Below are 26,954 nucleotides of genomic sequence, written 5' to 3'. Positions count from 1 at the left end.
TGATATGGTATGCTTCACGCCCGCTGCGGTTCCACTTAACCAGAAGCCATTATCACACCCAACTGGAGGTGTACTTACTTGTATCAGAACAGTACCGCTGTCAACTTCTGAATAAACGGTTAGTTTTGTAATAGTCGTATTAGTTGCTTCTACTAAAGTTAATGCTTTTGCAGCACTTGAAAAAAGCCCCATCATTAAAATTGTGAAAAAAATTCTTTTCATTCTTTAATCCCTGAAATAATAAAAATAGTTGGTTTTGGCTAAGACGGTTTTGTCTAAAAACTAGCCACCAAATAAAAACTGAGGCAGTATACATAAAAAATCTTTTTTTAAAACCCAAAGTTAATACAAAAGAAATTTAATACTTTCATTAAAGCCTTCTCTAATGTCTGAAAGGTGCTAAAAATGCTCTTAAGCTTCCGAAAACATCAAAGCAAAAATCAAGAATTACAATAGCAAGAATCTATTTTCTCTAACCCGAATCCCATTTAAAAAAGTACGATGTTAACTACCACTTAAACCTTATAATTTAAAGCACTTAATAGGTTTTATTTTTCGTTCTATTTTTTTAAGTCTAAACCGTTTTACCTCCTTACGTATTTCTACTGCTTCCCCTCGTATTACCCCTCAGTCAAAATTCAATAATTTTGTGAAATTTCTATTTTTTTATTTTTTGGCTTATTCAAGATTTTCACATAACTATCAGCAACTTAAATTCACAAATTAAAACCGCCTACTTCATATTGTCACTTTCTAGTTACACACGAAAATTAAAAATATTTTAGTTTTTCACGAAAAAATCAAAAAAGTTAAAGCGCTGATAAATAAGAAAAAAGTGTCTTTGAGAGGGGAAGGGGTAATACGAGCTGTATTTTTCAAAATTTCTCTGACCCCGCGAGTGTAAAACCCGCAGAAAATAGGCCCCTATTGGGAGTACCTTTTTCTATTTTTGGTACGATATTTACCTTTTTTATAGTGATTACTAACATTTTATTTTTCGTCTGGATAAGTGCAGTACAATTCATCGATTTCACCTCCTATTTTGATAGATCAAGCAGTACAAAAGCCTACTGTAAGCTCATCGATAGCTAAGCTTTTGATGCTTAGTTAGCTCATAAATAATGAATCCACAGATGCTATTCAACTACCACCACCTTGATAACGTACTCTCATCTATTAGTCCCATGCCCCCTCTACAATGCACCACGAGCACATCACCTCCCTCTAAAAACATGAGATTTAGAACGAAAAAAGCCCACAAATCAGTGGGCTAATACAAAAATTGCTGCCCGAATGTATGGCAGCCTGAATTAAAACTATCTCTAATAAAATAGCACTTCAACCCGATAAGCCCGTTTTAAGCAAATGACGTTCTCTTCTTATGAAAAAGACATAATTGGTTTGGGCGGTTGATTTTATTGGGCTGCGGGGAGTTTATTTAAAAGTTGATGGCGGTATGGTGGCGGTAGAGAGCATAAAGATAAAATCTGTTCAGACTATTTTTGAACAAAAAAAACCACCCGAAGGTGGTTTGATATTTTATAAACTGAATTTTAAAAAATCTTACATTGATACAAATAATCTATGTTGAGGAACCTTAATTTAAACGACAGCTAAACTAGCAAAGTTCGTCTATTCATTATAAATTTTGAGAAAAAACTTAAACATTTGCATCAGAGTCAGATTTAGGCCAATAGAACTTTTTAGAACATGGACTATCTGTAATAGTTATATTGATTATATGAAGTCCATTATGGGAGATAACTTCAGTCACTTCACCTTTACTTGTCCAAGCGAATAAAGGAGACGAAATTAATACAACTAGTAAACTAATTTTATTAAGTTTTATAATTAACCCTAATAATACTTTATTATAACTATTCGTTATTAATAGCTATACCATCGGCTCGGTTAAATGGCCCAATGCAGCCACCACGATTACCGTAAACATATACTTTCTTTCCTGTTGCATTAGCGCTTAAAGCAATAGAAATAAACGCATCATGGTTAGGATGCGTTGTTTCAATAGCAAAATAATCATTATATCTAGAATCACAAACACCTCCGCCACTATAAGTTCCACCCTTCAACCTAACAGCAGTATAAGGGCCTCGGCCACAGCAATCATGGGTATAAACTGATATCACAGTGGCGTCAATAACCTGTTTAGCAAAGCTTAAATTACTAAAACCAAATAGAATTAAAATTAAAAAAATATACTTATTCATTAAATTTTTCTCATCCCTAAGATTATTATATAAAAATATTTTAATTAGATATACCAACTCGATCTGCTACAGGTCTATCTGTACAACTAGATATTCTTACATATATTTTTTTGTTACCCATCATTGCTGCTAACAAAACACTTAATGTTTCATCATGAAAGCTACCACCTTGGACAATAAAAATACTTGGATTAGCACAGCCAGTACCAGGTAAGTCAGACGTCAAATGTACGGTATAGCCGTGTGAGCTATTTGGTGGGTTTGGAAACATCTCAATATTTTTAATAGTAAGATCATAATAAAAAGCAGCCGATGCAAAGTTTGCCCAAAAAGAAACTACTACGATACATAAATACTTCATAAATTTAGTCATAAAATTCCCTGATTATAGATAATTAATATTTTCAATTTAATACAGAATAGAAAAATTAATTCTATTCTGTATTAGATTTTACAAAGAGTTTAAATAGTCAGTGCTTTCTCTTTGCTTACGAAAAACGGCGTAGTTAACTCCCATAGCAGGAATAATACTCCCAGCTACAAAACCTGGACCAATGCTTGAATGAATTGAACTACCCCACGACCCCATATTCCAATTACCAGCCCAAGTATCATGAAAAGCAGACATATAATTCATACCAGGAACTAGGTTTAGCCCTTTCATTAAGGTACTACCTTCTTTTGTCCACCCCTCCAAAATACCCAATGGATCACCTGATCCCCACTGAATGCCTATATTATTATATCCAGTATCTCTAATATGATATGGCGAGCTAATTTTCCCTGCGTCTCTACCTTTCGTACCAGGAAGCATCGTGGGTTCAGACCCATCTAGATCGTTCTGCGCTTGTATGTAAAAAGTAATAGCGTCACTTGAAAATTGAGCTTTAAAGCCAGACTCAAAGCCATCTTTAAACTTTCCACCTTGCAAGGTAGCGTAACTACCATTAACACCTCCTCGGATCGCTGCTCGGGAGCCTATATTACTAAAAGTAACTCTATTCTGACTAAAACCTGTATTCATTTGATAAGTAACATAGCTGAATACTCCAGCCTTAACTGCAGACTCCCAACCACCTCCATTATCAATGGTACGTCCTGCAGATAATGCTGCAGAGCAATACCCTGAACAACCGATACTATCAAGATACAAAGCTCCGATAGTTAATAAATTCTCTTTGGTTCCAAAGTTCTTAATCTCTGTATAAGCTTTTGAAAGAATGTTCTCCGTGCTTTTACCAAGACTTTTAACCGCTTTTTTAATCTTCTTCCAACTTTTACTTAAAGACCAATAGCCATTCGGGTCTGTAAAAGCTAATGGGTTGTTATATACATAGGTATAGCGATTAAAAGATTGACTGTTATTCGGATCTTGTATAAATGGGTCTGCACTCACGAATCGTCCAAGTTCGGGATCATATACTCGACCATTCATATGTATAAGACCAACGGCATCTAGCATTTCATGGCCTGTGTAACCTAAACGCCCTGATATTCCAAATGCATCCCAAGGGTTTTGATCCCCAGCAACTTTAACATATTCACGCTTCCCCCAAGCATCATAATGGAACTGCTCTAATAGGCGCATGCTGCCACCTTCCGCAATAGCTAATACCGACCCAAGGTGGTCTTTTAAGAAGTAGCGTGTTTGTTCTAAAAATAAGCCAGCTACAGCACTTTCACTACGCTCAATAAGACCAAAGCTACCTAAATAGAAACGCTCAACAAACTTGCCATCTTTATCTTCTACTTTTTCGTATAAGCCATCTAAATACCAAGTACTTTGTTTTTCACTTCCAATCGTATCTATACGTTTATAACGTTTAAAGTTTGGCCCATAGAAGAGTTCTGTTTGAGTACCTGATTTAGTAATTTTTTGAGGCTTACCAAAAGAAGTGTAAGTAAAGTTTCTACCATCACCGTTTAGAAGATTGCCATTGGCGTCATAGCAAAATTGCCCTTTTCCTTCTATGAAAGAGACAGCATGAGGGCCTGATGGTAAACCACAACTACCTTGTTGCTGATATTGATAGTTTCCAACATCAGCTTTAGTAAGAATATTGCCGTTATCCATATAGGCCATTGATTTAATTTCACCACTTGTACCAAGGCCATCAAAACTGCGAGTAGTCCATGAATTTAAGCGATTTAATGCATCATAAGTGAATGTTTGCCCTTGATCTTGGTTTGATATACTAGTCGATGAGTCCATAAAAATTTGATCGTCTCGATAAGTAAGATTACCAAGACCATCAAATTGATAAGTAGATTTTTGTGCAGTTGCAATACCACCCCAAGCACTTTCTATAGATTTAACAAAACCTGTTGCAGCATCATACTCACGATAAGTTTTTAAACCACCATCTAGTTCGTAGGCAGTTAGTTTACCTCTAGCATCCATACTAGTTGCTTGCCAGTGCACGTCATTAACATCATCAGCTCTATGAATATTTCGCAAATACCCAGTAGAGTCATAAGTTTGTTTGACTGTATAACCACCAGGATAAGTTAAAGTATCTAACTTGCCTTTAACGTAATGCCAATTAAGTTCTGCAGTATTACCATCGCCGAATACCACTTTTTTACTAACAAGGTTACTAAAGCCATCATAACTATAGTTTTCTGTATAACTACCTTGGACAACTTGATTTACAAAACCAATGCCATTACTCGCTTGATCATATTGCCAGTAGCTTGCCCCCTCCAAATTAACGCGAGATAGCATTCGCCCCAATAAGTCATAAGTAAACGTTGTAATTTGGCCATTACCATCAATTTCTTTAGTAACTTGACCAAACACATTATTAACAAACGTCCAGTTCCCTTTATCTAAATCAATTAACTGTGTCCGTGTGCCATTAACGTCATAATTAATATACGTTTCGTTAGCGTCCATGTCAGTTGATTTAATTAACTGGCCTCGGCCATTATATTGATAATCTATTCTATTCCCTAGATTATCAATATTATATTTAGTCATTCCAAAAGCATTATGCTCGCTTATTGCTTGTTGAGATTTACCATCAAAATAATCAGTACTAACTTGCTTCAAACCAATAAAAGAAAATTCGCTATAACGCCCTACAGCAGGTAGATCTATTTTTGTATTTCGACCTCTAGCATCATAGGTATATCGAGAAAAGTGGCTAGGGGAAATTAGGTAAGGTTCAGAAACAGAAGCTAATTGTCCTTTTGAGTTATAACTAGATGAAATATATGAGTAAGCTCCTCCCATTATTTGCTTACTAGTTCTTAAAGTTCGGCCTATAGAGTCAAAGTAAGAACGTTTTGATGGAGCTTCAGAGGTTGTAGTTAAGACATAACTTGTTTCATTAGCTGCACAATTTCCAGAACAAGCAGCGTACTCGTATGTTTCACTAGACTGTGGGCTAACAACACTTAATTTACGGCCTAATACATCCAAGCTAGTTGTCGTCGTTTGACCATTTACATTTGTATAAGACTCAACAACAGAATAAACAGGGTGTTTTTGAAAGCTCTCTTTATGTCCTAATGCATTCCAACTGGAACTCACCGCTCCATTAACATCATATTCATAAGTGTTTATAGCTTGAGTCGAAGATAAACTTGCATTAGCTTCATTGTCACGCCAGCTTGTAATAACAGAACGCGGTAATCCACGATCGAACTCACTATAAGATGTTGTAACTTCACCATCACTACCGGGGTTATTTATCTTCTGAACTAATAATCCACTGGCTGAGTACTCATATGCAGTAACATTGGAGCTTGTTTGTATTGAAGCACCAGATACACTCTTAATGGTACGGCTAGTTACCCATATCCCCTGAGTTGATAATGCTGAATCGTACTCGTAATTATTAGTTTCAGTAACATCAATACTAGATAAACCTAAACCAGATGCAGCAACAGAGGTGCCTGATTGAGTCTCTACACTAGTAACATTTGCATGATTATCATAAACGTACACCGAGCTTTTTGCCTTGATTAATTCTTGGCTAGTACCAAAGCTTTCGTACAAACTCGCTGACTTGGTTAATGAAAAGCTAACTAAACCTGGCTCTACTTGATTACAATTACCAGATGTACACGAACTCGTTACTGTTGATTCGCCAGTAATGTAATTAGACGTCCACTCATGTCTCTCTCTCTCTAATAACCCTTCAGAAAAATCAGAACAATAGTCGTTACCTACATAACTGTTCACATTAAAATCAGAAGGTATAATACAGGTTTCCTGTTTTAATAAAGATGCATTTAGCCGACCGAACCAATCATGTGAGTAGTGATTTACGATGACAGTATCTTGTGCTAAGTCAAATTTTTGAACCTTAGCATAACCAAGATTACCTAAACCTTGTGTTTGGACTTTTTGATCATAATATCGATACGCAATTGTATCGAATCCACCTGAACCATTATCAGTTTCAATAGAAAAAGCTATTGGATAGCTACCAACAACATTTTGAACCTTACCAGTAGGCCAATTATTTGTATCCAAATTATAAATTGATCTATCAGAGCTTAAGCCATAATTAAATTTATTTACGATGCCATAAACATTATCTACTTGAACTAATTTATCTTGATAAGGACTACCAGATACAATCCAACTTGCCACATTTGCAGTTGCAGAGTTAGATGCGGACGCTTGATAAATTTCAACTAAATCATCTGTTCCATCGGCATTAACATCCATACTAAGGTAGTTACGACCTAAACTTGTATCATAATAGTTTCGGCTCAGCTGTTTATGATTACCTTCATCAAAGCCTGCTTGACCGTTATTAATCCAACTTACGGAAGATGAGTAATCTCCGGTTCTGTAAATATGAATTAGATCTCTAGCGCCATCAAAGTTAACATCTATAACTTGGAAACTTGTTGGTGAAACTGAATTTGCAGCTACCCAATTTGTGGCTATTTGTTGGGTGATACCAGTTGTAAAATTATTGAGATCTGTATTTAGCCAAGATTCAATATAAGTTCTACCACTACTTTCTTTAACTTTGACAATATCAATTAGGCCATCTGCATTGGTGTCTAAACTAATAAAGTTTGGTGTTTTATCAACACTACTACTCCAAGCACCAAATGATTTACCACTAAGTACCTTATTAAAACTCAAGTCACCGTTATTTGACCAAATATTGACATAGGCATTTTCACCAGAGCGGTAGATTGCTACAAAGTCTTGCAAACCATCGCCATTAGTATCCATAGGAATTAGCCTTGATGTTGCACTCGCTCCTATTGAAGACCAGCTCCCTAAATTACTTGTAGTACAGCTCCCAATTGTGCCATCGCCACTATTAACACAAGCTTGGGCAAAAGCCGTTGATCCCGATTGGTAGATTTTGACTAAATCAGGTAATGCATCGCTATTCATATCCATTATCTGATAGCGCTTACCATTTTCGATACCTGTATTGTTATCTCCGAATGGATCTGCATCAATTTGCTTAACTAGCTTTCCATTTGCATCACTTAACCAAGCAGTTAAATAGCTGCTAGCATCTGAAGTTCCTTTTTTAATTTCAGCGAAATCTTCAATCCCGTCACCATTCACATCAAAAACATAATAACTGGAATCTATGTTATTAGGCTCAAAGTCCTGACTATGTGTGTACCCTCCCGCTTTATCATTTAAATAAAGCGATGCTGAACGCGTAGGAGATGTTTCACGAACCTTAATAAGGTCACTATAACCATCTGCATTGGCATCTAAAGAGAAAAAATCAGGCTTATTAGTACTTAAAGAACCATTATATTGGCCTATGGTACTATTACTTACATTTGAATCAATCATTGTAGATAATTGACTCAAGGTGTCATCTTGGTAAGTAAAGCTTAGCGGTGAAACGCATTCATCAGCACACAGCTTTACGTTTGATAACTGAGAGCGTTTGGTACCTTGACTCTCTTCATAGCTAAGCTGATAACTATAACTAATTTTAGAAACTGCTGAATTATTTACATTGATACTGGATAAACGCTGATCACGCGTAATTTGCTGACCGGCTAAAAACTGTACCGTTGAATCTGAACGTCCTCTAAAATTGAAATCAATTGTTGTTCCAGCATAACTAATACTTTTAGGTCGCTGAATACCAGTAGAAGCGATGGTGTTATAGCTATATTTTATTTCATTATTAGCAATATCTTTTCTGCTACTAATAGACCAAATAAGAGTTTGGCTCTGAGTACTCGCAACTAATTTACTATCATCTGTTTGTCCATAAATATATTGGTCACCTGATTTACTAATTACTTCCCAATAATCAGGGTCTCCAGCGTCGCCACCTCTAGAATAAATTTTTTCAAAATCATCCATGCCCGTTTTATATTGGGTGCCATTTGCTCCATAGGCACCATTTACGGCGATAAGTTTTTGTCCATTCAAACAAAATCTATCCGAGCTTGTTAAAGAAATACCGCCTACAGTATTATCTTCGGCTTTATTTGCGCGGCATCTACGAATAACTGGTTGCCCAGTCATTTCCCAACCGACTCCTAATAAACCATTACCACTATAACTGTTATAGCTAAGTGATAAAGATGGCTGTAATCCATTAATGCCGACGGGCAATCGTAATGGAATTTCATATCTTGTTGCCCCAGAGTAATCAATACCAGCACCAGAGCCTATTAAACCAATAACTTTACCTGTTTGATTATTAGATGAGCTACTATCAACATTTTCAAAATCAAGTGTAATAAATGCTTGGCCATAAAGAGTTGAATTCGTAACTATCTGGCCTCCGGAAATAGTCATAGTAACGGTGTTACTACCAATATAGTTATAATCAAGATCAGATATAAAGAAGCTCGCCACACTTGAATCAGATGTTTTGATAACATGTAAACTAGACAAATCAGTGGATGGCTGTAAGACAATATCAGCGGCGGAGTCACCATCTAAATCGCCATAATGAAGAGTATATGAACTTAAAGTGAGCTGTGACGATTGCCAAAGAGACTTAAGAATATCAATATCAGCAGGTGAGATTAGGCTGTAATTTCCACTAGGTTCTTTTGTTAGCACTATTGGCTGAGCACCAGTATCAATAAAAAAAGGAATATTAATTTCACCAGAAATTAAAAGAAACTGGTGAGAAAATAGTATGTAATCCTGCTTTCCATCTGCATTATAGTCTCCTTCATATAAAATATAATCCCCTTCTCCCCAAGCGGCAGAAACAGATATTGAAAAAGACATTAACAAAATAACGAAAAATGTAGATAAACATTGACGCAGCATACGAACCCATCCCTAGATAATGCAAATTTTGTAAAAAAATGACAGAGCTATAAATTTTTATACAATCAATAACAAAATACCTAAATGACATAATCTTTACAAACATTTATTAAAAAATCTCACTTAAATTAATAACTTGATTGATTCATTCCTATATAAAGTAATACATAAAAGACAACATACGTAAGAAATATCCTACACCAAAAAAATTTCGTTCTTTTATCCCCCCCCTTCTAACAGTGCGCTTGTTATTTATATTTTTTTTCAAGAGTTAGAAAAAAACGTGTAATTTATAGTTTGTTTTTTTAATTAATAACACTTTAAAAAAACTATTAATCGATTTAAACCATAAGAGTTTTACTTTTTAAAATTTTATAAATATTTAACTCTTTAATCTCGAACTAGGTGATCTAAAAAACTTTGATTAATCAGAGAATTCTTCACCTTATGCCATTGTATTTCTCGTTAATTTTATTTAAAAAATCAACTTCACTTATATACACCATCCCTATAATCTATTTTATGAAATTTTATGCATTACCCTACAACCTCCCCCCACTCTTTCAACGCCTTGCGCATTCGCTCTCTACTATGAACATGCATATACCGCTTATCTAACCCTTATCTTTCGTGGTTGAGTATCATCTCGCCGACAATCAAATCTACTCCCATATATTGCCAGTAATCTCTCGCCTGTTTACGCATGTCGCGGCTGGTGAATTTGATTTTTACTCATTTCTTGATACCAGCGCCCAATGGTACGTGTGGTGATGGGGTTCTCTACTCGATTAGTGAATATGTAAGCCCCCCAACTTTGGCAGGCTTTGCACTAGGCCTATTGCGTGTTGGGTAATCGATGCCCATGCCTTGCCAGCATTCTCGGGTAATCTGCTTCGTACAGGCACAAAAAAACCACCCGAAGGTGGTTTTAATATGAATAGCTTTTTCAATCTACAAGGCTATTGACGCATTAGCTGAAGGGAGATCGGTCCCATCATAGTAATTAACATAGAACTCTAATGTAGAATCCGGCGAAGAAGCGTCATAAGAAATAGACTGATCAGCGGTAACTCTTTCGCTTTTCACTTCAGATCCATTTTCAAAAATGGCAAAGTTTGCTGTACCTGCTGCATTTGGGGATAACTGCAATTGTATTGATTTAATACTTTTAAATTTACCAGTGAAAAGTGACTTTTGAGTAGATGTATCAGTTGCTAGACGTGCGTATAAAGATTGAATTTGAGACATGTTATTTCCCTATTTTATTTACATAATTAAATATTGTTTAAATAATATATTTTCTAAGTAAATGAGGAAGCAGACAGCTATTTTACCCCTCAAAAGTTAATTGAGGCAGTTCAATACAACATCCTTGTGTAATCTTACTCGCTTGAAACAGTACAACACTAAGTCAAAAAATCAAATTACTATTTAAGATTAAATGTAAATCAATTAAAGCTTACAAACCTCACCCCATTCCCTCAACGCTTTCCGCATTTGCTCTCTACTATGAGCATGCATATACCGTTTATCTAACCCGTCTCTTTCGTGGTTGAGTATCATCTCGCCGATAATCCAATCGATTCCCATGTCTTGCCAACAGTCTCTAGCGAGTTTTCGCATATCATGGCTTGTGAAGCTTAGATTTAACTCACTACTCAAGACTTGATACCAACGCCCTATTGTTCGTTTTGTAATGGGTTTACCGCTTTTGTTTGTGAAGAGGTGCGAGCCAACTTTAGGCAGGCTTTGCACTAAATCAATGGCTTGCTGGGTGATAGGTAATCGGTGCTCTTTTTTGCCTTTAGTATTCTCCTCTGGGAGATACCACTCCAAAGTATCAACTGAGAAATGCGTGTACTCAGCAAGGCTGGTTTCACCAATGCGCGTACCATGGAGGAGCTGAAGCAGGAAGAAGACCTTCCTTTGTTGAGGTTGTTTATTTATGGCGCCAACAAGCGTTTTAAGTTGATGAGGTTTTAACTTACCAGGTAACACATCAGGCCGAGAGGTCGTAAAGCTTTTTAGCGTCACATTTACAGCAGGGTTCTTCGCAATTAGGCCCAAGGTTTTCGCCCTAGCTAAAGCAGTTTTTAATACACCCAAAACACCCTGTATTGTCGAAAGCGCATACCGAGACTGCATAGGCAAATACAATACCTGATACAACAAGTTCTGCGTAATGCTATTAAGCTTCACATCAAACAACATGCCTAATAAGTGGTTACCAATATAGCTAGAGGCAGTCGCAACATAAGCAGAAGAATAGGTTCTATCCGTTTCGATATGCTCCATAAACCACATCAACACATCACCGCCCGTTTTAAAGGTAGCAACCGTTAAACTCGCTTCACGATCAGCCAATGCATTCGCCCTAATAGCAGGCAATTCTTCAAACAAAGCCTGCGCCGTTACAGCTGGCCACTTTGCCAACCGGGTGCGTTGCCTTGTCTTGCCTTTATAAACCACATCAAAGAATGTCCCACCCGTACGTTTCGAATTAATCCTAAACTCAACCCGTCGAGTGTCATACAAATACTCTTTGTCCCCTTTTAAAGCCGCTTTAATACTCGTATCCGTTATACGTTTTAAACCTGCTTTATGTTTTTGAGTATTCACCGCATGTGCTTTTTTATTCATGAGAGAACCTGCTTATACAGCGAATGGCTTACCTCACTCAAAGGCTCATCAGCATCATAAACAGCCACTAAAAGCTGCTCACACATCAGATGTATGTAATAAGGAAAGCCATTACTTAACTCAGCAATCTGATAGCAAATATCTTCAGGTACTTTAATAGCAAACCGATCAAACGCCGTATCAATAATCTTCTCTCTCGCATCCCAAACCAAAGGCTCCAAAGTAATCGTCTCAAGTTGATTAGCGATAAACACAGGCATATCCGTACCGACAAAAATCAGCTTCACACCGGTACTAATGTCCCCCAAGAACTTCAGCATCAAACCAAACAACTTTCTTTGCTCTATAGAAACAGATTCAAAACCATCCAGAACAATAACAGGCGTGTCAGAGTGCCAATGCATCAAACTACTCAAAGCTACAGCCACACTAAAAGGGCTAATCACATCAGGCAATTCTGGTTTAGCGGCTTTATATTGAGACTGTTCATTACCAACTTTTAAAACAGAAAGGTTAAACACCAACCTAACAATACCCTCAAGGGTTGAGCTTTCATCACAACAGATTTTCACAAAACTGTTCTGAGGCGATTGAATCAAACCCGCTGCAGTTTGTGCCAAAGAGGTCTTGCCTACACCTACCTCACCCGTAATCAAAACATGTCGTCCCTTAGCGAATAAGGCCACCTCAATATCATGCAATGCTTTCGCTCTCCCCCGAAGATACTCAGGCTTTCTAATTGGCGAGCTAGGGCTCAAAACAGTATGTACCTGATGTAAAAAAGCAGAAGTCGTTAAATCAAGATGTTTTAACATATCGTTTCCCTCAAAGAGTCCCTAATAGATCAATCCCAAATATCGAATAAACTAAGATGCCAACGGTTCCGAGTCTGTCTCGCTACCAATAACAGGAGCTCCCTGTTTTGATGGCAAGCCCTCCTCGCGCTCTGTCTTTTCTGCTAACACCTTAAGCTCCAGTACAACCCTATTAATAAAGCGTTTTTTGCCTTCACTCACATGTCGAGCAAATGTCTTTTCCGTCATCGTACTGTGTGCCGGTCCTAACCTTAATTGAGCCGCATAAGTTGGCAGAGTTGCCGCTATCCGAGCATTACTGAGAGGCTTGCCTCGGCTGGTTTTATGGTCATTCACCAGAACTGCCGTGAGCAAACACAATTTCTGCATCTTGCTTAAATCTTCAAACAACCAGGCTAACCCTTTGTCTTTAACTTGGAGAGAACGCATCTGCCGAATAATTAAATTTCCCTTATCACCACGGCCACCAAAATCAGGCACAACGCCCAAACGGAGCGAATCACAAATACTTGCCGTGTTCCCTATTCCATGCCAGCCAGCATCTTCAGTACTCGACAACAAATAATTCACATATTCATTCGCGATCAACCAAGTTAACGCCCCCAAAGTGTTCGGTTTGTCCTTATTCAACCAACGCATTCTTACTCTCCTAGTGCTGCTCGAAGCATGTGTAAATTACTATTAGCGATCGCATTAAATTCCGCTCTCTGTTGCGGCTTCACCACAACCCGTTTTTGTGCTTTTGGCTTAGTATCGATAAAACGTTCACCTCGCGAATAGGCATTGCAAACCTCCGAATACACTCGCTTAAAACTCAACACCCCTGCGCCTTTTTCTCGCATTCGTATTGCTCTAATTCCAATACGCTTACCCGTCTCGAATACGACTGGGTGGCTTGGTTGCCAGTTGGCTAGGTCGTGGCAATTTTCGACAACCTCACGATAAGCCGAAGCAGCACTGGGATAGGTTTCAAACAAGTCTTTCATGGTTCGCTCCTTACCAATTCGTGTCTTGAATATTGGTCAAACAGTCGTTCACTTGATCACGAGACGTTCCCATCACGGGTTCATTTCCAACAGGGAAAGCTTGCCGCAATGTTGGCAAGGCCTCGTCCTCCCAACGCTTGCCGTTTATCCAACTGGCAGGGTGTGGTTGGTAAGCTTTCTGGTCACTCGGTGCAATTCGAAACAACTCCCCCCAGCATCGAGCACAGTCGATAATCGCGCTGACAAACAATTCACGATTTTCAGCAGGCAGCTTAATTTTTGAAAAGGCTTTTTCAGCACCAGAGCGATTAGCTTTTTTCCCGTAAACCTCATAAAACTCGTCAAAACGTGATTTGAGATAATTTTGATTTGTCATTCGAACGTTTGCCGGAGGTGAGCAAAGATCAATCGATTGATTAACTTGCTCGTTCGATTCACCCGAATCGGACAAATCAATATCAGGATCATTGGTAATAGGATTATTAGTAATATTATTAGTCGGAAATTTATCCGAGGGGGGTCGGATATTTTTCCGAGGGCTCGCGGATTTTTTCTCTGAGGGTCGGATATTTTTCCGACCCTCGGATTCAACTGGTTCACAAGGATGTGAAGCAGCATTCCATTGCTTACCTTTCTCAGTTATAGCGACATAAACAAACGTCTTATTATTTTCTACAATCACCTTGCGAAGAATTAATCCAGCCTTTTCAAGTGCTGCCATATGCCTTACTGCTGTATCAGGCTTATCAGTTACCATAGGCAGTTCTTCAATCAGCTTAGTCTTGCTAAACCAATAATAAACATTGCCATCGAACACTGTACTATTCGCCCAATTACTAGCCTCATTAAGCACAGAAAACACAGCAGCCTGAGCAAGGTTTAAACCCCACTCAAGCACCTTGACTTGATTGAGGTAGAGATTAAATCTCATAACCCACCTCCCAACCTAAGCTGAACTTCTTGCTGGTTAGTCGTTGCTTGATTTAATTGAGCATCCTTTCCTTGCTTAAAGCCTAAGCCCGCACAAATCTCAGAGTCTTTACTATCAATGCTTTGTGTTTTTCTCGATTTAGCCTCACTAAGCCCTTTCGCTTCTTTTTCATAATGCTTTGTCACTACCTCGGGCATTTGTCTATCGCCAAAAACATTCGCGAGTTTTTCACATGCGGAAATAATCCAACCAGTACAAAACTGATCCTGCTGAGCAGCACTAGCCCGATACAAACGCTTAAACTCAAATCGTGCTTTCATCATCTGCTGATGAAGCACATCAAAAGAATAAGCCGCTAATTCTGCATCGCGTTCTAAACCAATAAAATTAACCCGAGTAAGCCACTGCACACGGTCATTTCGAAACTTAAAGTCATAATCCTGCAACCCATAAACACCGGATATTTTCATCACAGCGGCGACCAAATAAGCTTCAAAATCTTTCAACTTTTTTCTTGAAATAAACCGAGTACACACCTCAACAACATCTAACTCATCCGCATCAATCTCATGCTTCTTCATCAAAGCCATGGCTTGACGTTTAGCAATCTCAGATTCATGTGGGTTATCGCTTTGAGCCAAAGCTAAGAGCTTTTTGATCTTAGCCTTGTATCGACTATCAACACTCATCGTACTTAACCTTGCACAGCCTTAATTGCCGTGCGTTAGAATAGACTCTCTCAATTGCGTCAGTGCTTCGATCGCCTCAGTGATCTCGCGCTGGCACGCCTCTTGTTCGCGTAGGGTAAAACGGCCATCGGCCAAGGCATCATTGATAGAGCGCAACACATCGCCGTGCTCTTTTCCGGCAGCCAGTACCGATTCGAGGATGCCCACCTTAGGCACACCATCAGCCGCCTTGCTCGCCACATTCAGTGCATTCGTCATCGCCGTGTGAATCGCATGATTCCCCGTGATGAGTTGCATCTGCAACGCCTCGCGGCAAGTTAGCTTGTGTGAATCGGTATGGGGGTTGGCTTTATTAACAAGCACCTGATGCACAATGCCCATCTCGCTCGAAATGGCCTTAGCGTCCATGTCAGATTGATGCAAAGTGTTGTGAATAGCGGTATCTAAATTATCCATCGTCCTTACTCCGTTTTAGCGTTTTTTATAAAAACGTGTCCATGATCCTTAAGTAGGCTTACCTTAATGATTAAGCGCATTAACAAGTGCCTTAATTAAGAGCCTTATTAGCTTCCCTTGCAGAGTACAAAGCAGGGTTATATTTCAAAGCACCGTTTGTGAGTTTCTCCAAACGTAACGCTTGTTTCTCAGGGATGATCTCACCCCACTTAGAAACAGAGGCTTGGCTGAGCGAAAGAAGCTCAGCAACACCCACCTGAGTGTTAAAAAAATCGACTACCTGTGTCTTGTACATGGTGGCTCCCTTTTATGTGACTATTTTTATTATTAACCATAGTTAATAAACTTTGCAAGAAAATATTAACCTTAGTTAGTAAACAAATCTTAACTTAAGTTATAGAATAAACCCATGAATAGACTACCGAGCAATATCAGAGCAAGACTAAAAGACCTAGGCATGACTCAACGCGAGTTATCAGAAAGGGCCAATATTTCCCAAGTAATGATTCACAAATTACTGTCGGGCAAATCCAACACGACTACCAAAATATTGGATCTCGCCAAGGCACTACAATGTGACCCAGACTGGCTAAAAAATGGCATCGCAAGTTCAGCGAAAGCCGAGACAAACAGCAACGTAAGCCCTGCGCCAGCGCCAGTTATCACCAAAATGGTGCCAGTCATTAGTTATGTTCAAGCAGGTGAATGGACAGAAGCACACGACCTACTCGAAATAGGCGATGCAGATTGGGAACCAGCGCCAGCAAGCCTAGGGCCGCATGCGTTCTGGTTAAAAGTAGTGGGCGACAGCATGACATCACTAAACGGCCTAAGCATTCCCGAAGGCCATTTGATTTTGGTTGATCCTGATGTACCCGCAGAGAATGGAAGCCTAGTCGTCGCCAAGCTAGACGCCACCGATGAAGTGACCTTTAAGAAGTTGATTATTGATGCAGGGCAGAAATATCTAAAGCCCCTAAATCCAAACTACAAGATGGTAGATATCAACAGCGAATGTCAGATAGTGGGCGTGGTGTTAGAGGCTAAGGTTAAGTTTTAAAAATAAATTTAATTCGATTTTGACACAATATATAGAAACTTATTATCGCTCTTTAACTCGATCTAAGCCGATATGTCTTTTTATTTCGAGAGCCAACCCCTCAAGGTCACTATAATCAAGAAGATCCATTTTTCCTGCATCTTCAGTAACAACCAAAAACTTTTTAAATTTATTACCTTTACGCTTTAATTCAACATGAGTAACCAAATCCCAAGTTATTATTGTTTCTACGCCATAATCGACAAAAGAAAAGCCTTTAGAACTCACGTTAAGGTTATGATTCTTAACGTTTTTAATGATTTTTCTTAGATCATTTACTTGTGGTAAACAACCGAAAAAAAGTACAATAGCTTCAGTAATAGCAAACACTTTCCAGTTAAACGTTTCTTCTGAACTTAAGTACTCAAACCCTACTGGCAGCAAAATTAAAAATACTGTTAAATAGGTAATGCGTTTTTTACGTCTAGAGATAAAGCCTTCAGATATTACAAAATCCATAATAATTAATCGTACTCTCAAATATTTCAGAAATGATAACAAGCATTTCAGCATGCTTTGACTAAACTAGGCAATTCAGATCAGCCTGCTTATAAAAAACTAACATCATCAATTATTTAATTTGTCGCATGGCCTAGCTTTTAACATGCTTAATTGGATATTACGCCATAAAATAAATAATTCAATTAGGCACCCTTTATAAACAACAACTTACCTGAACATTTGCGCTCGCCAAAACAGGCGAACGCAAACCTCACCTAATCCGCCAAGTTCCTATTTGTATAAGTCTTTATGGTATCTATTTGTTCGTCGATCCAGTTAGGGCTGGTTGCTTGCTGGGCGATGAAGGCGAGCTTCTCTTGGCAGGTGCGGACAGCATTTACCATGTGGGCCATCTCGATCGCGGGGATAACAAGCGTATCTTGTTTGAACTCCATGCTTTTGATGATGCCATTGAGCAGTTTGTACTTGGCGCGTTCTTCTAGGGTGATGTATTGAGATTGAATGGAAGGAAGGGTTTTATCTGAGGTGTCGTGTTCGATGGCTGGGGCTTGGTGACTTCTGAGTTTATGTTCGCACTCAATAAAGTAACGTCTTGCTTCCCTGCCCTTATCGTTCCGTTCGACCATGGCTAACTCTTTCGCCATGTCTAAGGTAATAAAGTAATTGATTTCTTTAACGTTTGAACGGATGCCCGTTTTGGCATTCGTTAAAATATAGTCTTGTCCTTCTACAAACCTATACTGCTTAATACGGGCTTTAATCCAATTAGAGAAGTATCGACCAACACCGAGAAAAGCATGAAGCTATCTGGCGCTAACACTATCGCAACAGCGATTATTAATTTCGCGAGATTGAATAGAAAGGGATTGTGAAGGGTTCAAGCGTTCTACTTGGTTTTCGGATTGAATAGCCATCATTGGCCTCCTACGGTTAGGGTTAAATACCACCAACTGAGGTTGCAATCTCAAAGGGTGGCAGGTCTAAACTAGGTTGCAACAACCGCCCGTAGGAACGGCCTAGCCAAGGCTAGCCTAACAAAGACCCACCATTACAGGCGAATCTCGGCCACAAAAAAACACGCGGTGCGTGTTTTAGGCCGCTACGGTAAAACGGGGTTGCAATCCCGACGCTGGATTTTGCCAGCGCACATAAATGGTAGACCTAGGTAGGTACGGGTGTCAATGGAAGGTGTGTAATACTTCATTTGTGGGTTTGCTGTTTAACCGTAGAAAACTCTTTTAATTAGGTATTTAACACCTCGTTAAGAGGCAAAAATTTGTTGAGTAAAATTAGCAAAGAAGCAAAAGAAAACTATTTTTGTCTTTTTAAACAACTCGTTAGTTCTTTTTTGACGAATCTTCCATTTGCTTTTCTGCATTACTTTGAAGCGCTAATGGTGAAAATATATATTTACCATACCAAGGTACTTTCGCTGTAGAAATACTACTCATACAATGATCGATCATATTAGATAAAAACCATAAAAAAGGTGGTGCATCTGATTTGGGAATATTTTTTGTTCCCATTTTCTCTTGGAAGCTAAAACTCTCACCACCGAACATACCTTGAGGGCCTATACGAAAAGCACCATTACTAGAAGGTAATAAAAAGCCTTTCTTTAAAACATAGACCATATTAGGGCGCAATGAAGGAGGTACATCTTTAAGTAAATCATTAAGTTTTTTGCAAGTAGACTCTAAATTCCATGTAGAATCGTATGCAAAAATAAAATACCCTATTTCAGAGTGCTCACCACTTTCAGATCGACCTTCAGACAAACCATGTTGAAACGATAGTTTTTTTAGAGATATACAATTAAGTACTGTTTTCCTTAATTCTGATAAGTTTAATTTTGATTTTATTTCAACTGACCCCAATACTGACTCAATAGGATAGTAAACTGCTTTATTTATTTTAACAAAGGTAGCTGTAAACTCTTTATTTAAAAGTAGACAGTCTTGTTCATAACTTTTTGTAGAATATTCATTCATTACAAATCCATTTGAGATTTCTACAGAAGAAGGAAGTATATCTTTTAATAGGCTTATAAAAGCATCTTCTCTAGAGTCCCCTCTATAACGCGGGTGAGATATTTGTGAACATTGCTCAGATAAAGAAGAGAGCTGTTCAATTGTTTCTTCATACCAACTTGTCAAAAAACTAATATCAATGGCACTAGAATTTTTAAGATCTTCTAATTTTTTATTGAACTCTATTTGATTCATCATTTACCCTAAAAAACTAACACTTTAATTAAGCGTGCGCTATTTATCCACGTCGTTAAGAGATGCTTATATAGACAGTTGCCAATAATTAAAAACATTTAGTCGTCACTGTCCATGCAAATACATTTATAGGCTTTATACCAACAGATCACCGTACCCCCAAATTAGTGTACCAACTGCCACCAATATAAAAGCAGTTTTATTTAATCTTGCCGGCCAACCCCAATATTTTCTACGAAACTCATCGAAACCTACTTCAACCATACCAGATGGGTTGAAAAGGTTGAAAATTTTAAACGCATTAGATTCTGCTAACAGCGCGAGTACAACCATTGCTGCGCCACTACGAGCAAACCAATTATCCAGAGATACCTCTTCTGGCCTGATGGGAATAACTAAAGCCACTACCGGTGCAATTATTGCTAAAAGCGCAAAAATAGAAAACCGTAGTCGCTCCCTTTTAAATCTTTTTTCATATGCTGTTTCAACGGACATAGTACCTCCTGATACAGATTTTTTTAACATACATGCTCGATTTTCGAGCTCATAACGCATCAAATACTTTGTTAGATAAAGTGGCTTATCAACCACTATATTCTAAAGCAAGTACAATGTTTTTAAACTTTAACCTATTGATCTATATATAAACCTGCATCCTAGCAGCAATCAAAAACTGAACACACACTCAAAACCAAGCTACATCCCTAGGTTTAGCTGCTCTTGTTGTTTAAGTAATTCCCTTACCAAATCCTCAACGTCCTTTTGGGGTGGATTGAGGTAATGGAAAAATAAGGCAAACACGATAAAGGTGCAGCCGCAGTCTTTTAAGTTGGTGCAATGGCAATACAGCTCTTTCATAAAGCCCCTTCAACTCAACTAGATGTTCAAACTCCGATGCTACAAGAATACAAACCCAACTAAAGCAATGACCAAACGTTTTCATATCTTCAATTTCTAACACTTCTAAAATCTATAAGTCATTGGCTTAAAGAAGAATCAAGTTCACCAAAAGAAAGCCTTGAAAAGCACAGAGGATAGGCTAGATTAGAAGAGTAAATGAAGTAGCCAAGGACTGGCTAAGCTCGCTGTTCGTACTTAGGATGAGCACAACAACGAGCCTTTGAACGATATAACGCAGGGAGCGCGAACATGGAACACATCACTACTCTCTAATACAGTTAAGTCTAGAAATAATCAAACTTACCTAAAAAAGAGAGCCTAAAAGACATCTTAGACCTACCACCCGAACACACAGTCTCCCTTAGACTAGAACAACTACAAGACAAACTAAAAAGAGCGTCGGTGGGTGTGTGGCTAAAAAGTGTTACTTAACTGTCCCGTATGCTGTCTCCATAAAAAATTATTATGAAAATAAATATGAGAAAACAAAAAAACAAACTGAAAATAAACCTATTCCTTGCCTTACGTACCTTATTTCCTAAAGCAATATAACCCTCATCATTTGATGCTAAATAATTTCTTTTATGTATATAGCGATTAAAACTAAATGAATCACTTTGTAATTCATATTTACTACCCACTCTAGATTTTTCAAATAATTCTGAAAAATTAGATTTTGTTAACTTTCTAAATTTAATGAAAATTATGTCGTATCGAGTACCATTAACAAGAACCATAACAATGGTGAATAAGAAAAAATAAATTGTTATATCTTCCAAATACTCTGATTTTAAAAATAAATATATATCGTTAATCACTATGAATTCCTATCCCTTGGCCTACCACCCGAACCCAATTATTTTTCAGTAAAATCATTCATGCAAAAATCGTAGAATTTATTATTCTGATGTAAAAACATATGTCCTGATACATATTTATATTTTAGGCTTTCATCATAAGCTTTATAACGCTTAACTGAAATTTCAGAAACGCCTTCATTATCAAGAGTTACTGTGGCTTTTCCTTCTAATAACAGTACAAAATAGCTAGACATGAGTCCTACTACCGCTATAGCTGAGCCTTTAATACTTTCATCATTTACAGAAAGAAGAGAGTTCTGAATCTCAATATATTTCAGTGTATTACTCTTCTCCCACTCTTTATCAAGAGTTGATATTAATATTGCTGTAGGTTTTTCAATTATCTCGTTTTCTTTTGCACGCTCTCTTAATACTTTATAAAGATCGTCTTTATTAACAGTAGTTCGATACCTACCCTTATCAAAGTGTATAAGGCTTTTATCCTTCATATTTTCTTTAAGTGTGATTAACGCTGAACCTGTTACTTCAATTGGCACATTAGTACATTGTGATTCAGGTAGTGAGGTTACTGAAACCAATGATGATAAAAGGATAGAACTAATAAGCATTTACAACACCATCTGGAGCTTTATACGGACATTCAAACTTAATAGAATACTACGCCTTTCACTAAACAATTTCTAACCTTTCCAATAACCACAAGTCATTGTTTCAAAGATAAATGCTCACCAAACGAAAACCTTGAAAAGCACAGAGGATAGGCTAGATCAGAAGAGTTAATTAAGCAGCCAAGGATTGGCTAAGCTCGCTGTTCGTACTTAGGGTGAAAACAACAATGAGCCAAGGACTGGCTAAGCTCGCTGTTCGTACTTAGGATGAGCACAACAACAAGCCAAGGACTGGCTAAGCTCGCTGTTCGTACTTAGGATGAGCACAACAACAAGCCTTTAAACGATAAAGGCGCAAGGTGTGAACGATAGACCTTGCCAGCGCACAGTAATGGTAGCGGTTGTTTTCTCATTTTGTAAATCAAGGTCTGGGTTAGGTCGTTAACACCTTTAGCAGCTGCGTTAGCCTGTTCAGCCACGCAGTTGCTTTGACTTGTTAAGAGACTTACTCAACTACGATAACCCCACAGTTAAATTTTGCGCAAAACGCCTCAGACCCAGAATAATCTGTATCTACGAGCGAAATTTCTATTTTCGCGCCACTTTTCATAATAATGCTAAACGATAAACCCTGTTTGTAGTTTATAGAATGGACTACCCGATTAATAAAGCATTCATTTTTCCCCGTGACGATTGCAGGGTTATACGCACAAACAACACCACAACTAAACGTACAAATTAGATATTCGTTCTCTTGCTTTAAGCCCAGTAAGGTTGAACCAACAATCCTATCTAGTTCTGACATTGCTTGCCTCTGAACGATTTAGCTAAATTTTGAGTAATTTGCTAGCTGTACTTTTAACAAACCTCGATACTGGTAAATTGAAACCAAATATTGTCTTTGTCGTAATCAGCTACGTCGTTTAATTCTTCAAATGGATCTAGTGACAAATATATTTGGTCAGCTATGTTGACCAATTTAACTTGAGATATTTGCATTGTGCCAAAATCATCATAAATACTGAACTCAAGTAATCCATTTAACCTAAAGGATTGCTCTTTCCCATTTTGATCGTTTACCGATATTAAAGCTGAGTGCAGTGAACCATCCCATACATATTTGATTGAGATTTCAGTAATGATTTTATCTCTGAAGTTTGATGAATTAACCATAACCCCCTTTACAGCTAACGCCTAATTAGTAGGCGTATAAATGCCAGGCTAAAATTAGCGACGGAAGGAGCGCAAGCCAAGCATTTTGCGTCCTTTTAAGTAACTTATTATGCATTTTTAGCAACAATCCCAATAGAAGTAGGACTTTTCAAATTCTCTATTTTTTAGGTGTTCTGGTGAAATGAAAATATGTCCGATACCACTATCCCCAAACATAATTTCTTCATCAACATCGATTTGTAGAAGTTGTATATCATTCCGTTGGTCATCTGCGTAATCTCGAGGATCGCTCTGCGTAAAGTCAGCATACCCACCGACCTTATGACCCTCTCCAGAAAAATAGCCATCAAATATTATTTTGTCATCTTCCGTTAATGATTCTTCAAAGTCCCAATAATCTTTACCGCCAAAGTTAAATGAAAACTGACAGTCCTCACTACTCCCAGTATCTATAGCTTTCGCATATTCTAATTTATGTATTTTCCAAACAGGAAGCTCTTCGTACAAATTGTTATCTATTGAAGGAAGATCACTTCGCTGAGGCTCGTTTAGCTCAGCGCCCGTTATATAAATAATTTTTTCCGCTCCTGACATATCCCACCACTCTTTTGTGCTGAAATATAGCTGAAGGATCCCTTCGTTTGGGAACCCCTCCAATGAAGGTAATTCGGAAAAATTAATTTGAGCAATTAGGACTAGCGGGTCATCATTTTTATCTGTTGGATACTCCATCCCTTCTGGAACAAAAGGAACCCCCAAAAACTTGCTACTTTTTACGCCCAAAGGATCCTTATCTAGCTCGCAATCCAAGGCAGTAGCCTTGATTGATACATATGGTCTTTGTTTAGCTATTAAGCCTTCTGAAAACTGCTTTAATAGTTCTGGTATTTCTACTTCTTCCATTTTGTAATTCTCGGTATCTAGATTGATGTAAAACGCTTAGCTCTGCGGGAGCGTAGCGATCCTCAGTAGTATCTTGTTATATGTGGCCTATTTGCGAATGACAAGGTCGCCACCACTGAATTGCACTTGTTGCCCCTCAAAAATAACCTCTTCCCAATTATCAGGATTTGAGGACTCGTTTTCATGAACTGCCAAATAGCAAAAATTTGGATTTTCAGTTTCGGGTAAAACACTAACCAATGAGCTGGAATTGATGCTGTACCTTTCACATAGCTCAAGCTGACCGATCGCCGACTTAACTTGATTAATACAACCAATATGCTGTGCCTTAACTTGAATAGAGTCGAACTCATTTACTGCTTCTAGTTCGTCTAAAAAACTTCGTAATTTATCGATTGCTGGATTCATAATGGATTACACAAACAGTTAAGGGTTATTGCGTGGCGAAGCCATGATTATAACCATCTGTTGAAAGGCCGTTTCTTTATATAGGGTATATGCTTTTTATGGTGTGACTTCCCTGTTTTTATGCTGCGTATGTTAGGCCCTTCTTGAGCCTCTTTTCAGATTAGAAAAAGCTGATAATACCTCTTACTAAGCATTCTTACTTTTTATTTCAGTATTTGTATCACAATATTTATCAAGACATTCATCATAATGACAATAAAGTACACATTAGCCAAGACAGCCATTCTAAAAAATGGTGAAGGGCGTTTTCTTGCCTGAAAGAGTTTTGATTGCTTTGTTAGCTACGATTGCAGGCATAGGCCACCTCTTTGGTCAGAGATGATAGAACGCTATTAACCTTAGCTTCATTTTCAACACGAGGATTAAGCCCTCTGCCGTGAAGCACTACCTCAGCATTTCCGTACTCATTGATTGATATTTCGTACATCGAGTAAGGAGTTTGTCCCACGACACGTCCTTCCTTTTTCCAATGCTCGTTTAAAGTAAGTTCTTCGAGTAGCGATATTGCTTGATAAGCACAAGTTGGAAATGACACAGTATCTATTGATATATACGATGTCTTATACCAAAAAGTGTCACAGGCTGTAATCAAAACCAAGCAGAATATTAAAAAAATTCGTTTCATGCTTTCCTATAGTTAATGCTGCAAACGATAGCAATACCAGCACCTCAGGTACGATGGTGGTTTGCCTTATTAAGTTTAGATCCTGTACCAAGCATATAGCTCTCAAATCTCACTGTGCTTTTCCAAATTAAAGTTTTTAACCTTAGCTTGTAAACAAATTTACCGAGACAGCCATTGTAAAAAAGATCAAAAATAACGTCCACCTTAACTAAGATTGTGTCGATCTAATAAGGGTGATCACACATTTTATAGGAACAAAACTGAACTGCTTTAACTAATGCCTGATTAGATCTTCTCAATAACCTCTTTAGTATTTATTCCTGCTAATAATCGTTTTATATTTCAATCCATTTGTTACATATTAGATTTACTATAGATCTTTATCTCAATGATTTTAGGAGTAGGCAGAATGGCAGGGATTACGGAAAAGATTGCGAAGTTAAACAGTTCATTTAGTAGCGATAGTTTAAATAATTCAAGAATAAAATGGGTTAACTTTCTAAGGGACCCTGCTGACACGCTACGAACCGTTTCTTTTCATGTAGATATTGATATAAACAGTAAGTTAGATGGTGTTGGAGGTATTTGTAAGATAACTCCTCAAACGCTAGAAAAAGCATTAGATGGCTCTTTAAGAACTCAGTTTTTAACTAACCAAGCCATTGTAATGAATGACCAAAAAGCACCTGTTGTCGTGATTGGCGCTGGCAACGGCGCAAACACAGACCATAAGTCATATTTTTACCCGTACCATACTGGTATGAATAATGAGAAATCCTTCACTACAATAAAGCATGGAAGTGTTAGACCTACCCAAGGTTTTTTTCAATCTAACGATAGCTTTATGAGAGAAAAACTTAAGTGGGGGGTAGAAAATACAAAGACGATGACTATATCGTTAACTCCTCCGGATAAATCTGTAGAAAAGCATTTAAAGCAAGTCGGTGTTGGTTGGTGCAAGATTCCTAAAAATGCACCTGATGGCACTGTTGTGGTTACAGGCGGTATGAATGGTTGTTCGTTACGCGCCCTTTATGACACAGATACCGAACAGTATTATTTTATGCATGATAAAAACTCGGTTAGTTACAATAACGAGGATGCTCCACCATCACTTATTGAAAGAGTAAGAGTCGGCCCAGAGTATTATCATACTGCAGAGGTCGATCGTCGATTATCACGCGGTGAAGCATATGCTGTTTATTTAATCATTATTAAGCGAGCTGGAATGTGGGAAGTACATAGAACAGGCCGTACGGTTATTACTTCTCAAGAAGATATGATGGGAGACATTCAAACAGGCATTTTCAGCTCAAGCGCACCTGTATCTGAAAAAGTCACATGCTATACCCTATCAGGCATTAAATATTCTGAAAGTTTGTGCTGTCGGTTTAACCATTTGATATGTGCAATGCATGTCGTTTAATTTTGAGATGATAACCAAATTTATGTGAGTTGGCAGGTGTCTAAACCGCTTTTAAAATTAGCTTTTAAAAGTGGTTATCAGATTAACTTAAGGCTGCTCCTCGAAGGTGCGCCCTCTTTCTCAGATCAAGGGACTTATGATTTCTTTCTGGTATTCAACCAAGTAGGGACTTTAGTTTGCCAGGCGATGTAGGTGAGCCAACTTGTAAAATAGAGACCCTTTATTATCTAACTAACTCTCAAAACTGATGTCGCCA

At 38.0% G+C, this 26,954-nt stretch carries 25 protein-coding genes and 1 pseudogene; 2 read left to right on the top strand and 24 right to left on the bottom strand.

The annotated features are described in order from the left end of the window. From TW85_RS21935 to TW85_RS21870, 13 genes are all read right to left on the bottom strand, one after another. The coding region (locus TW85_RS21935; RefSeq protein ID WP_046019291.1) for a hypothetical protein at positions 1-222 on the bottom strand (222 nt) is incomplete at its 3' end. 1,655 nt (positions 223-1,877) lie between these two features. Continuing rightward, on the bottom strand, positions 1,878-2,228 hold the full coding sequence (locus TW85_RS21925; RefSeq protein WP_046019289.1) for a hypothetical protein: 351 nt from the start codon (positions 2,226-2,228) through the stop codon (positions 1,878-1,880). Positions 2,229-2,268: 40 nt separating this feature from the next. Further along, positions 2,269-2,601 (bottom strand): hypothetical protein, encoded by a 333-nt coding sequence (locus tag TW85_RS21920; RefSeq protein ID WP_046019288.1) that lies wholly within the window; start codon positions 2,599-2,601, stop codon positions 2,269-2,271. Between the two features lie 78 nt (positions 2,602-2,679). Then, the gene (locus TW85_RS21915; protein ID WP_046019287.1) at positions 2,680-9,471 is read right to left on the bottom strand and encodes an RHS repeat-associated core domain-containing protein; all 6,792 of its coding nucleotides are present in this window, start codon (positions 9,469-9,471) and stop codon (positions 2,680-2,682) included. A gap of 951 nt (positions 9,472-10,422) precedes the next feature. Next, positions 10,423-10,719: a hypothetical protein gene (locus tag TW85_RS21910; RefSeq protein WP_046019286.1), complete on the bottom strand. Its 297-nt coding sequence runs from the start codon at positions 10,717-10,719 to the stop codon at positions 10,423-10,425. Between the two features lie 204 nt (positions 10,720-10,923). Then, a complete protein-coding gene (locus TW85_RS21905) occupies positions 10,924-12,111 on the bottom strand; it encodes a site-specific integrase (RefSeq protein ID WP_046019285.1) in 1,188 nt (395 codons plus the stop codon). After that, on the bottom strand, positions 12,108-12,926 hold the full coding sequence (locus TW85_RS21900; RefSeq protein ID WP_046019284.1) for an ATP-binding protein: 819 nt from the start codon (positions 12,924-12,926) through the stop codon (positions 12,108-12,110). The genes TW85_RS21905 and TW85_RS21900 overlap by 4 nt, the downstream gene beginning before the upstream one ends. A gap of 51 nt (positions 12,927-12,977) precedes the next feature. After that, positions 12,978-13,565, bottom strand: a complete 588-nt coding sequence (locus TW85_RS21895) for a hypothetical protein (RefSeq protein ID WP_046019283.1) — start codon at positions 13,563-13,565, stop codon at positions 12,978-12,980. Between the two features lie 2 nt (positions 13,566-13,567). Next, the gene (locus tag TW85_RS21890) at positions 13,568-13,912 is read right to left on the bottom strand and encodes a hypothetical protein (protein ID WP_046019282.1); all 345 of its coding nucleotides are present in this window, start codon (positions 13,910-13,912) and stop codon (positions 13,568-13,570) included. A 10-nt stretch (positions 13,913-13,922) separates the two neighbouring features. Further along, entirely contained in the window at positions 13,923-14,843 is a 921-nt protein-coding gene (locus tag TW85_RS25720) for a hypothetical protein (protein ID WP_052702361.1), read from the bottom strand. Then, positions 14,840-15,532, bottom strand: coding sequence for a DUF2786 domain-containing protein (locus TW85_RS25715; protein ID WP_052702360.1), 693 nt, complete (start codon positions 15,530-15,532; stop codon positions 14,840-14,842). Before TW85_RS25715 ends, TW85_RS25720 begins: the two co-directional genes overlap by 4 nt. Before the next feature lie 21 nt (positions 15,533-15,553). Further along, a complete protein-coding gene (locus TW85_RS21875; protein WP_046019281.1) occupies positions 15,554-15,988 on the bottom strand; it encodes a phage regulatory CII family protein in 435 nt (144 codons plus the stop codon). 91 nt (positions 15,989-16,079) lie between these two features. Further along, on the bottom strand, positions 16,080-16,283 hold the full coding sequence (locus TW85_RS21870; protein ID WP_046019280.1) for a Cro/CI family transcriptional regulator: 204 nt from the start codon (positions 16,281-16,283) through the stop codon (positions 16,080-16,082). A gap of 114 nt (positions 16,284-16,397) precedes the next feature. Here TW85_RS21870 and TW85_RS21865 point away from each other — a divergent pair, with 114 nt between their 5' ends. Continuing rightward, on the top strand, positions 16,398-17,048 hold the full coding sequence (locus TW85_RS21865) for an XRE family transcriptional regulator (RefSeq protein WP_046019279.1): 651 nt from the start codon (positions 16,398-16,400) through the stop codon (positions 17,046-17,048). A 42-nt stretch (positions 17,049-17,090) separates the two neighbouring features. Here the strand turns inward: TW85_RS21865 and TW85_RS21860 are convergent, their stop codons facing one another. From TW85_RS21860 to TW85_RS21810, 11 genes and pseudogenes are all read right to left on the bottom strand, one after another. Continuing rightward, the gene (locus TW85_RS21860; RefSeq protein ID WP_046019278.1) at positions 17,091-17,546 is read right to left on the bottom strand and encodes a hypothetical protein; all 456 of its coding nucleotides are present in this window, start codon (positions 17,544-17,546) and stop codon (positions 17,091-17,093) included. A 257-nt stretch (positions 17,547-17,803) separates the two neighbouring features. Further along, positions 17,804-18,340: pseudogene (locus TW85_RS26060) on the bottom strand (antA/AntB antirepressor family protein); the annotation flags it as partial. Between the two features lie 546 nt (positions 18,341-18,886). Continuing rightward, complete coding sequence (locus tag TW85_RS21850) at positions 18,887-19,774, bottom strand: DUF6602 domain-containing protein (RefSeq protein ID WP_046019277.1); 888 nt, start codon at positions 19,772-19,774, stop codon at positions 18,887-18,889. Positions 19,775-19,909: 135 nt separating this feature from the next. After that, a complete protein-coding gene (locus TW85_RS21845; protein WP_046019276.1) occupies positions 19,910-20,269 on the bottom strand; it encodes a hypothetical protein in 360 nt (119 codons plus the stop codon). Positions 20,270-20,470: 201 nt separating this feature from the next. After that, positions 20,471-20,632 (bottom strand): hypothetical protein, encoded by a 162-nt coding sequence (locus tag TW85_RS26240; RefSeq protein WP_162197516.1) that lies wholly within the window; start codon positions 20,630-20,632, stop codon positions 20,471-20,473. Between the two features lie 898 nt (positions 20,633-21,530). Then, positions 21,531-22,103, bottom strand: a complete 573-nt coding sequence (locus TW85_RS21835) for a hypothetical protein (RefSeq protein WP_046019274.1) — start codon at positions 22,101-22,103, stop codon at positions 21,531-21,533. A gap of 505 nt (positions 22,104-22,608) precedes the next feature. Continuing rightward, positions 22,609-22,908, bottom strand: a complete 300-nt coding sequence (locus tag TW85_RS21830; protein ID WP_046019273.1) for a hypothetical protein — start codon at positions 22,906-22,908, stop codon at positions 22,609-22,611. A 53-nt stretch (positions 22,909-22,961) separates the two neighbouring features. Then, positions 22,962-23,276, bottom strand: a complete 315-nt coding sequence (locus tag TW85_RS21825) for a hypothetical protein (RefSeq protein WP_046019272.1) — start codon at positions 23,274-23,276, stop codon at positions 22,962-22,964. Positions 23,277-23,393: 117 nt separating this feature from the next. After that, on the bottom strand, positions 23,394-24,179 hold the full coding sequence (locus tag TW85_RS21820) for a DUF1963 domain-containing protein (protein WP_046019271.1): 786 nt from the start codon (positions 24,177-24,179) through the stop codon (positions 23,394-23,396). An 87-nt stretch (positions 24,180-24,266) separates the two neighbouring features. Beyond that, positions 24,267-24,587, bottom strand: a complete 321-nt coding sequence (locus TW85_RS21815) for a hypothetical protein (protein WP_046019270.1) — start codon at positions 24,585-24,587, stop codon at positions 24,267-24,269. A 337-nt stretch (positions 24,588-24,924) separates the two neighbouring features. Continuing rightward, a complete protein-coding gene (locus TW85_RS21810; RefSeq protein ID WP_046019269.1) occupies positions 24,925-25,272 on the bottom strand; it encodes a hypothetical protein in 348 nt (115 codons plus the stop codon). A 409-nt stretch (positions 25,273-25,681) separates the two neighbouring features. On the opposite strand from TW85_RS21810, the gene TW85_RS21805 reads away from it, so the two are divergent. Next, positions 25,682-26,698 (top strand): hypothetical protein, encoded by a 1,017-nt coding sequence (locus TW85_RS21805; RefSeq protein WP_046019268.1) that lies wholly within the window; start codon positions 25,682-25,684, stop codon positions 26,696-26,698. Positions 26,699-26,954: the final 256 nt, after the last annotated feature.

This window comes from Marinomonas sp. S3726 (assembly GCF_000967665.1).
Classification (GTDB): Bacteria; Pseudomonadota; Gammaproteobacteria; order Pseudomonadales; family Marinomonadaceae; genus Marinomonas.
Note: the sequence above shows the minus strand (reverse complement) of the source record. Positions and strands in the feature narration are given on the sequence as shown.

Excerpts from the sequence above, each read along its gene's own strand:
- TW85_RS21925 (WP_046019289.1), bottom strand. The coding sequence starts at position 2,228 with ATGAATAAGTATATTTTTTTAATTTTAATTCTATTTGGTTTTAGTAAT.
- TW85_RS21920 (WP_046019288.1), bottom strand. The coding sequence starts at position 2,601 with ATGACTAAATTTATGAAGTATTTATGTATCGTAGTAGTTTCTTTTTGG.
- TW85_RS21915 (WP_046019287.1), bottom strand. The coding sequence starts at position 9,471 with ATGCTGCGTCAATGTTTATCTACATTTTTCGTTATTTTGTTAATGTCT.
- TW85_RS21910 (WP_046019286.1), bottom strand. The coding sequence starts at position 10,719 with ATGTCTCAAATTCAATCTTTATACGCACGTCTAGCAACTGATACATCT.
- TW85_RS21905 (WP_046019285.1), bottom strand. The coding sequence starts at position 12,111 with ATGAATAAAAAAGCACATGCGGTGAATACTCAAAAACATAAAGCAGGT.
- TW85_RS21900 (WP_046019284.1), bottom strand. The coding sequence starts at position 12,926 with ATGTTAAAACATCTTGATTTAACGACTTCTGCTTTTTTACATCAGGTA.
- TW85_RS21895 (WP_046019283.1), bottom strand. The coding sequence starts at position 13,565 with ATGCGTTGGTTGAATAAGGACAAACCGAACACTTTGGGGGCGTTAACT.
- TW85_RS21890 (WP_046019282.1), bottom strand. The coding sequence starts at position 13,912 with ATGAAAGACTTGTTTGAAACCTATCCCAGTGCTGCTTCGGCTTATCGT.
- TW85_RS25720 (WP_052702361.1), bottom strand. The coding sequence starts at position 14,843 with ATGAGATTTAATCTCTACCTCAATCAAGTCAAGGTGCTTGAGTGGGGT.
- TW85_RS25715 (WP_052702360.1), bottom strand. The coding sequence starts at position 15,532 with ATGAGTGTTGATAGTCGATACAAGGCTAAGATCAAAAAGCTCTTAGCT.
- TW85_RS21875 (WP_046019281.1), bottom strand. The coding sequence starts at position 15,988 with ATGGATAATTTAGATACCGCTATTCACAACACTTTGCATCAATCTGAC.
- TW85_RS21870 (WP_046019280.1), bottom strand. The coding sequence starts at position 16,283 with ATGTACAAGACACAGGTAGTCGATTTTTTTAACACTCAGGTGGGTGTT.
- TW85_RS21865 (WP_046019279.1), top strand. The coding sequence starts at position 16,398 with ATGAATAGACTACCGAGCAATATCAGAGCAAGACTAAAAGACCTAGGC.
- TW85_RS21860 (WP_046019278.1), bottom strand. The coding sequence starts at position 17,546 with ATGGATTTTGTAATATCTGAAGGCTTTATCTCTAGACGTAAAAAACGC.
- TW85_RS21850 (WP_046019277.1), bottom strand. The coding sequence starts at position 19,774 with ATGAATCAAATAGAGTTCAATAAAAAATTAGAAGATCTTAAAAATTCT.
- TW85_RS21845 (WP_046019276.1), bottom strand. The coding sequence starts at position 20,269 with ATGTCCGTTGAAACAGCATATGAAAAAAGATTTAAAAGGGAGCGACTA.
- TW85_RS26240 (WP_162197516.1), bottom strand. The coding sequence starts at position 20,632 with ATGAAAGAGCTGTATTGCCATTGCACCAACTTAAAAGACTGCGGCTGC.
- TW85_RS21835 (WP_046019274.1), bottom strand. The coding sequence starts at position 22,103 with ATGCTTATTAGTTCTATCCTTTTATCATCATTGGTTTCAGTAACCTCA.
- TW85_RS21830 (WP_046019273.1), bottom strand. The coding sequence starts at position 22,908 with ATGTCAGAACTAGATAGGATTGTTGGTTCAACCTTACTGGGCTTAAAG.
- TW85_RS21825 (WP_046019272.1), bottom strand. The coding sequence starts at position 23,276 with ATGGTTAATTCATCAAACTTCAGAGATAAAATCATTACTGAAATCTCA.
- TW85_RS21820 (WP_046019271.1), bottom strand. The coding sequence starts at position 24,179 with ATGGAAGAAGTAGAAATACCAGAACTATTAAAGCAGTTTTCAGAAGGC.
- TW85_RS21815 (WP_046019270.1), bottom strand. The coding sequence starts at position 24,587 with ATGAATCCAGCAATCGATAAATTACGAAGTTTTTTAGACGAACTAGAA.
- TW85_RS21810 (WP_046019269.1), bottom strand. The coding sequence starts at position 25,272 with ATGAAACGAATTTTTTTAATATTCTGCTTGGTTTTGATTACAGCCTGT.
- TW85_RS21805 (WP_046019268.1), top strand. The coding sequence starts at position 25,682 with ATGGCAGGGATTACGGAAAAGATTGCGAAGTTAAACAGTTCATTTAGT.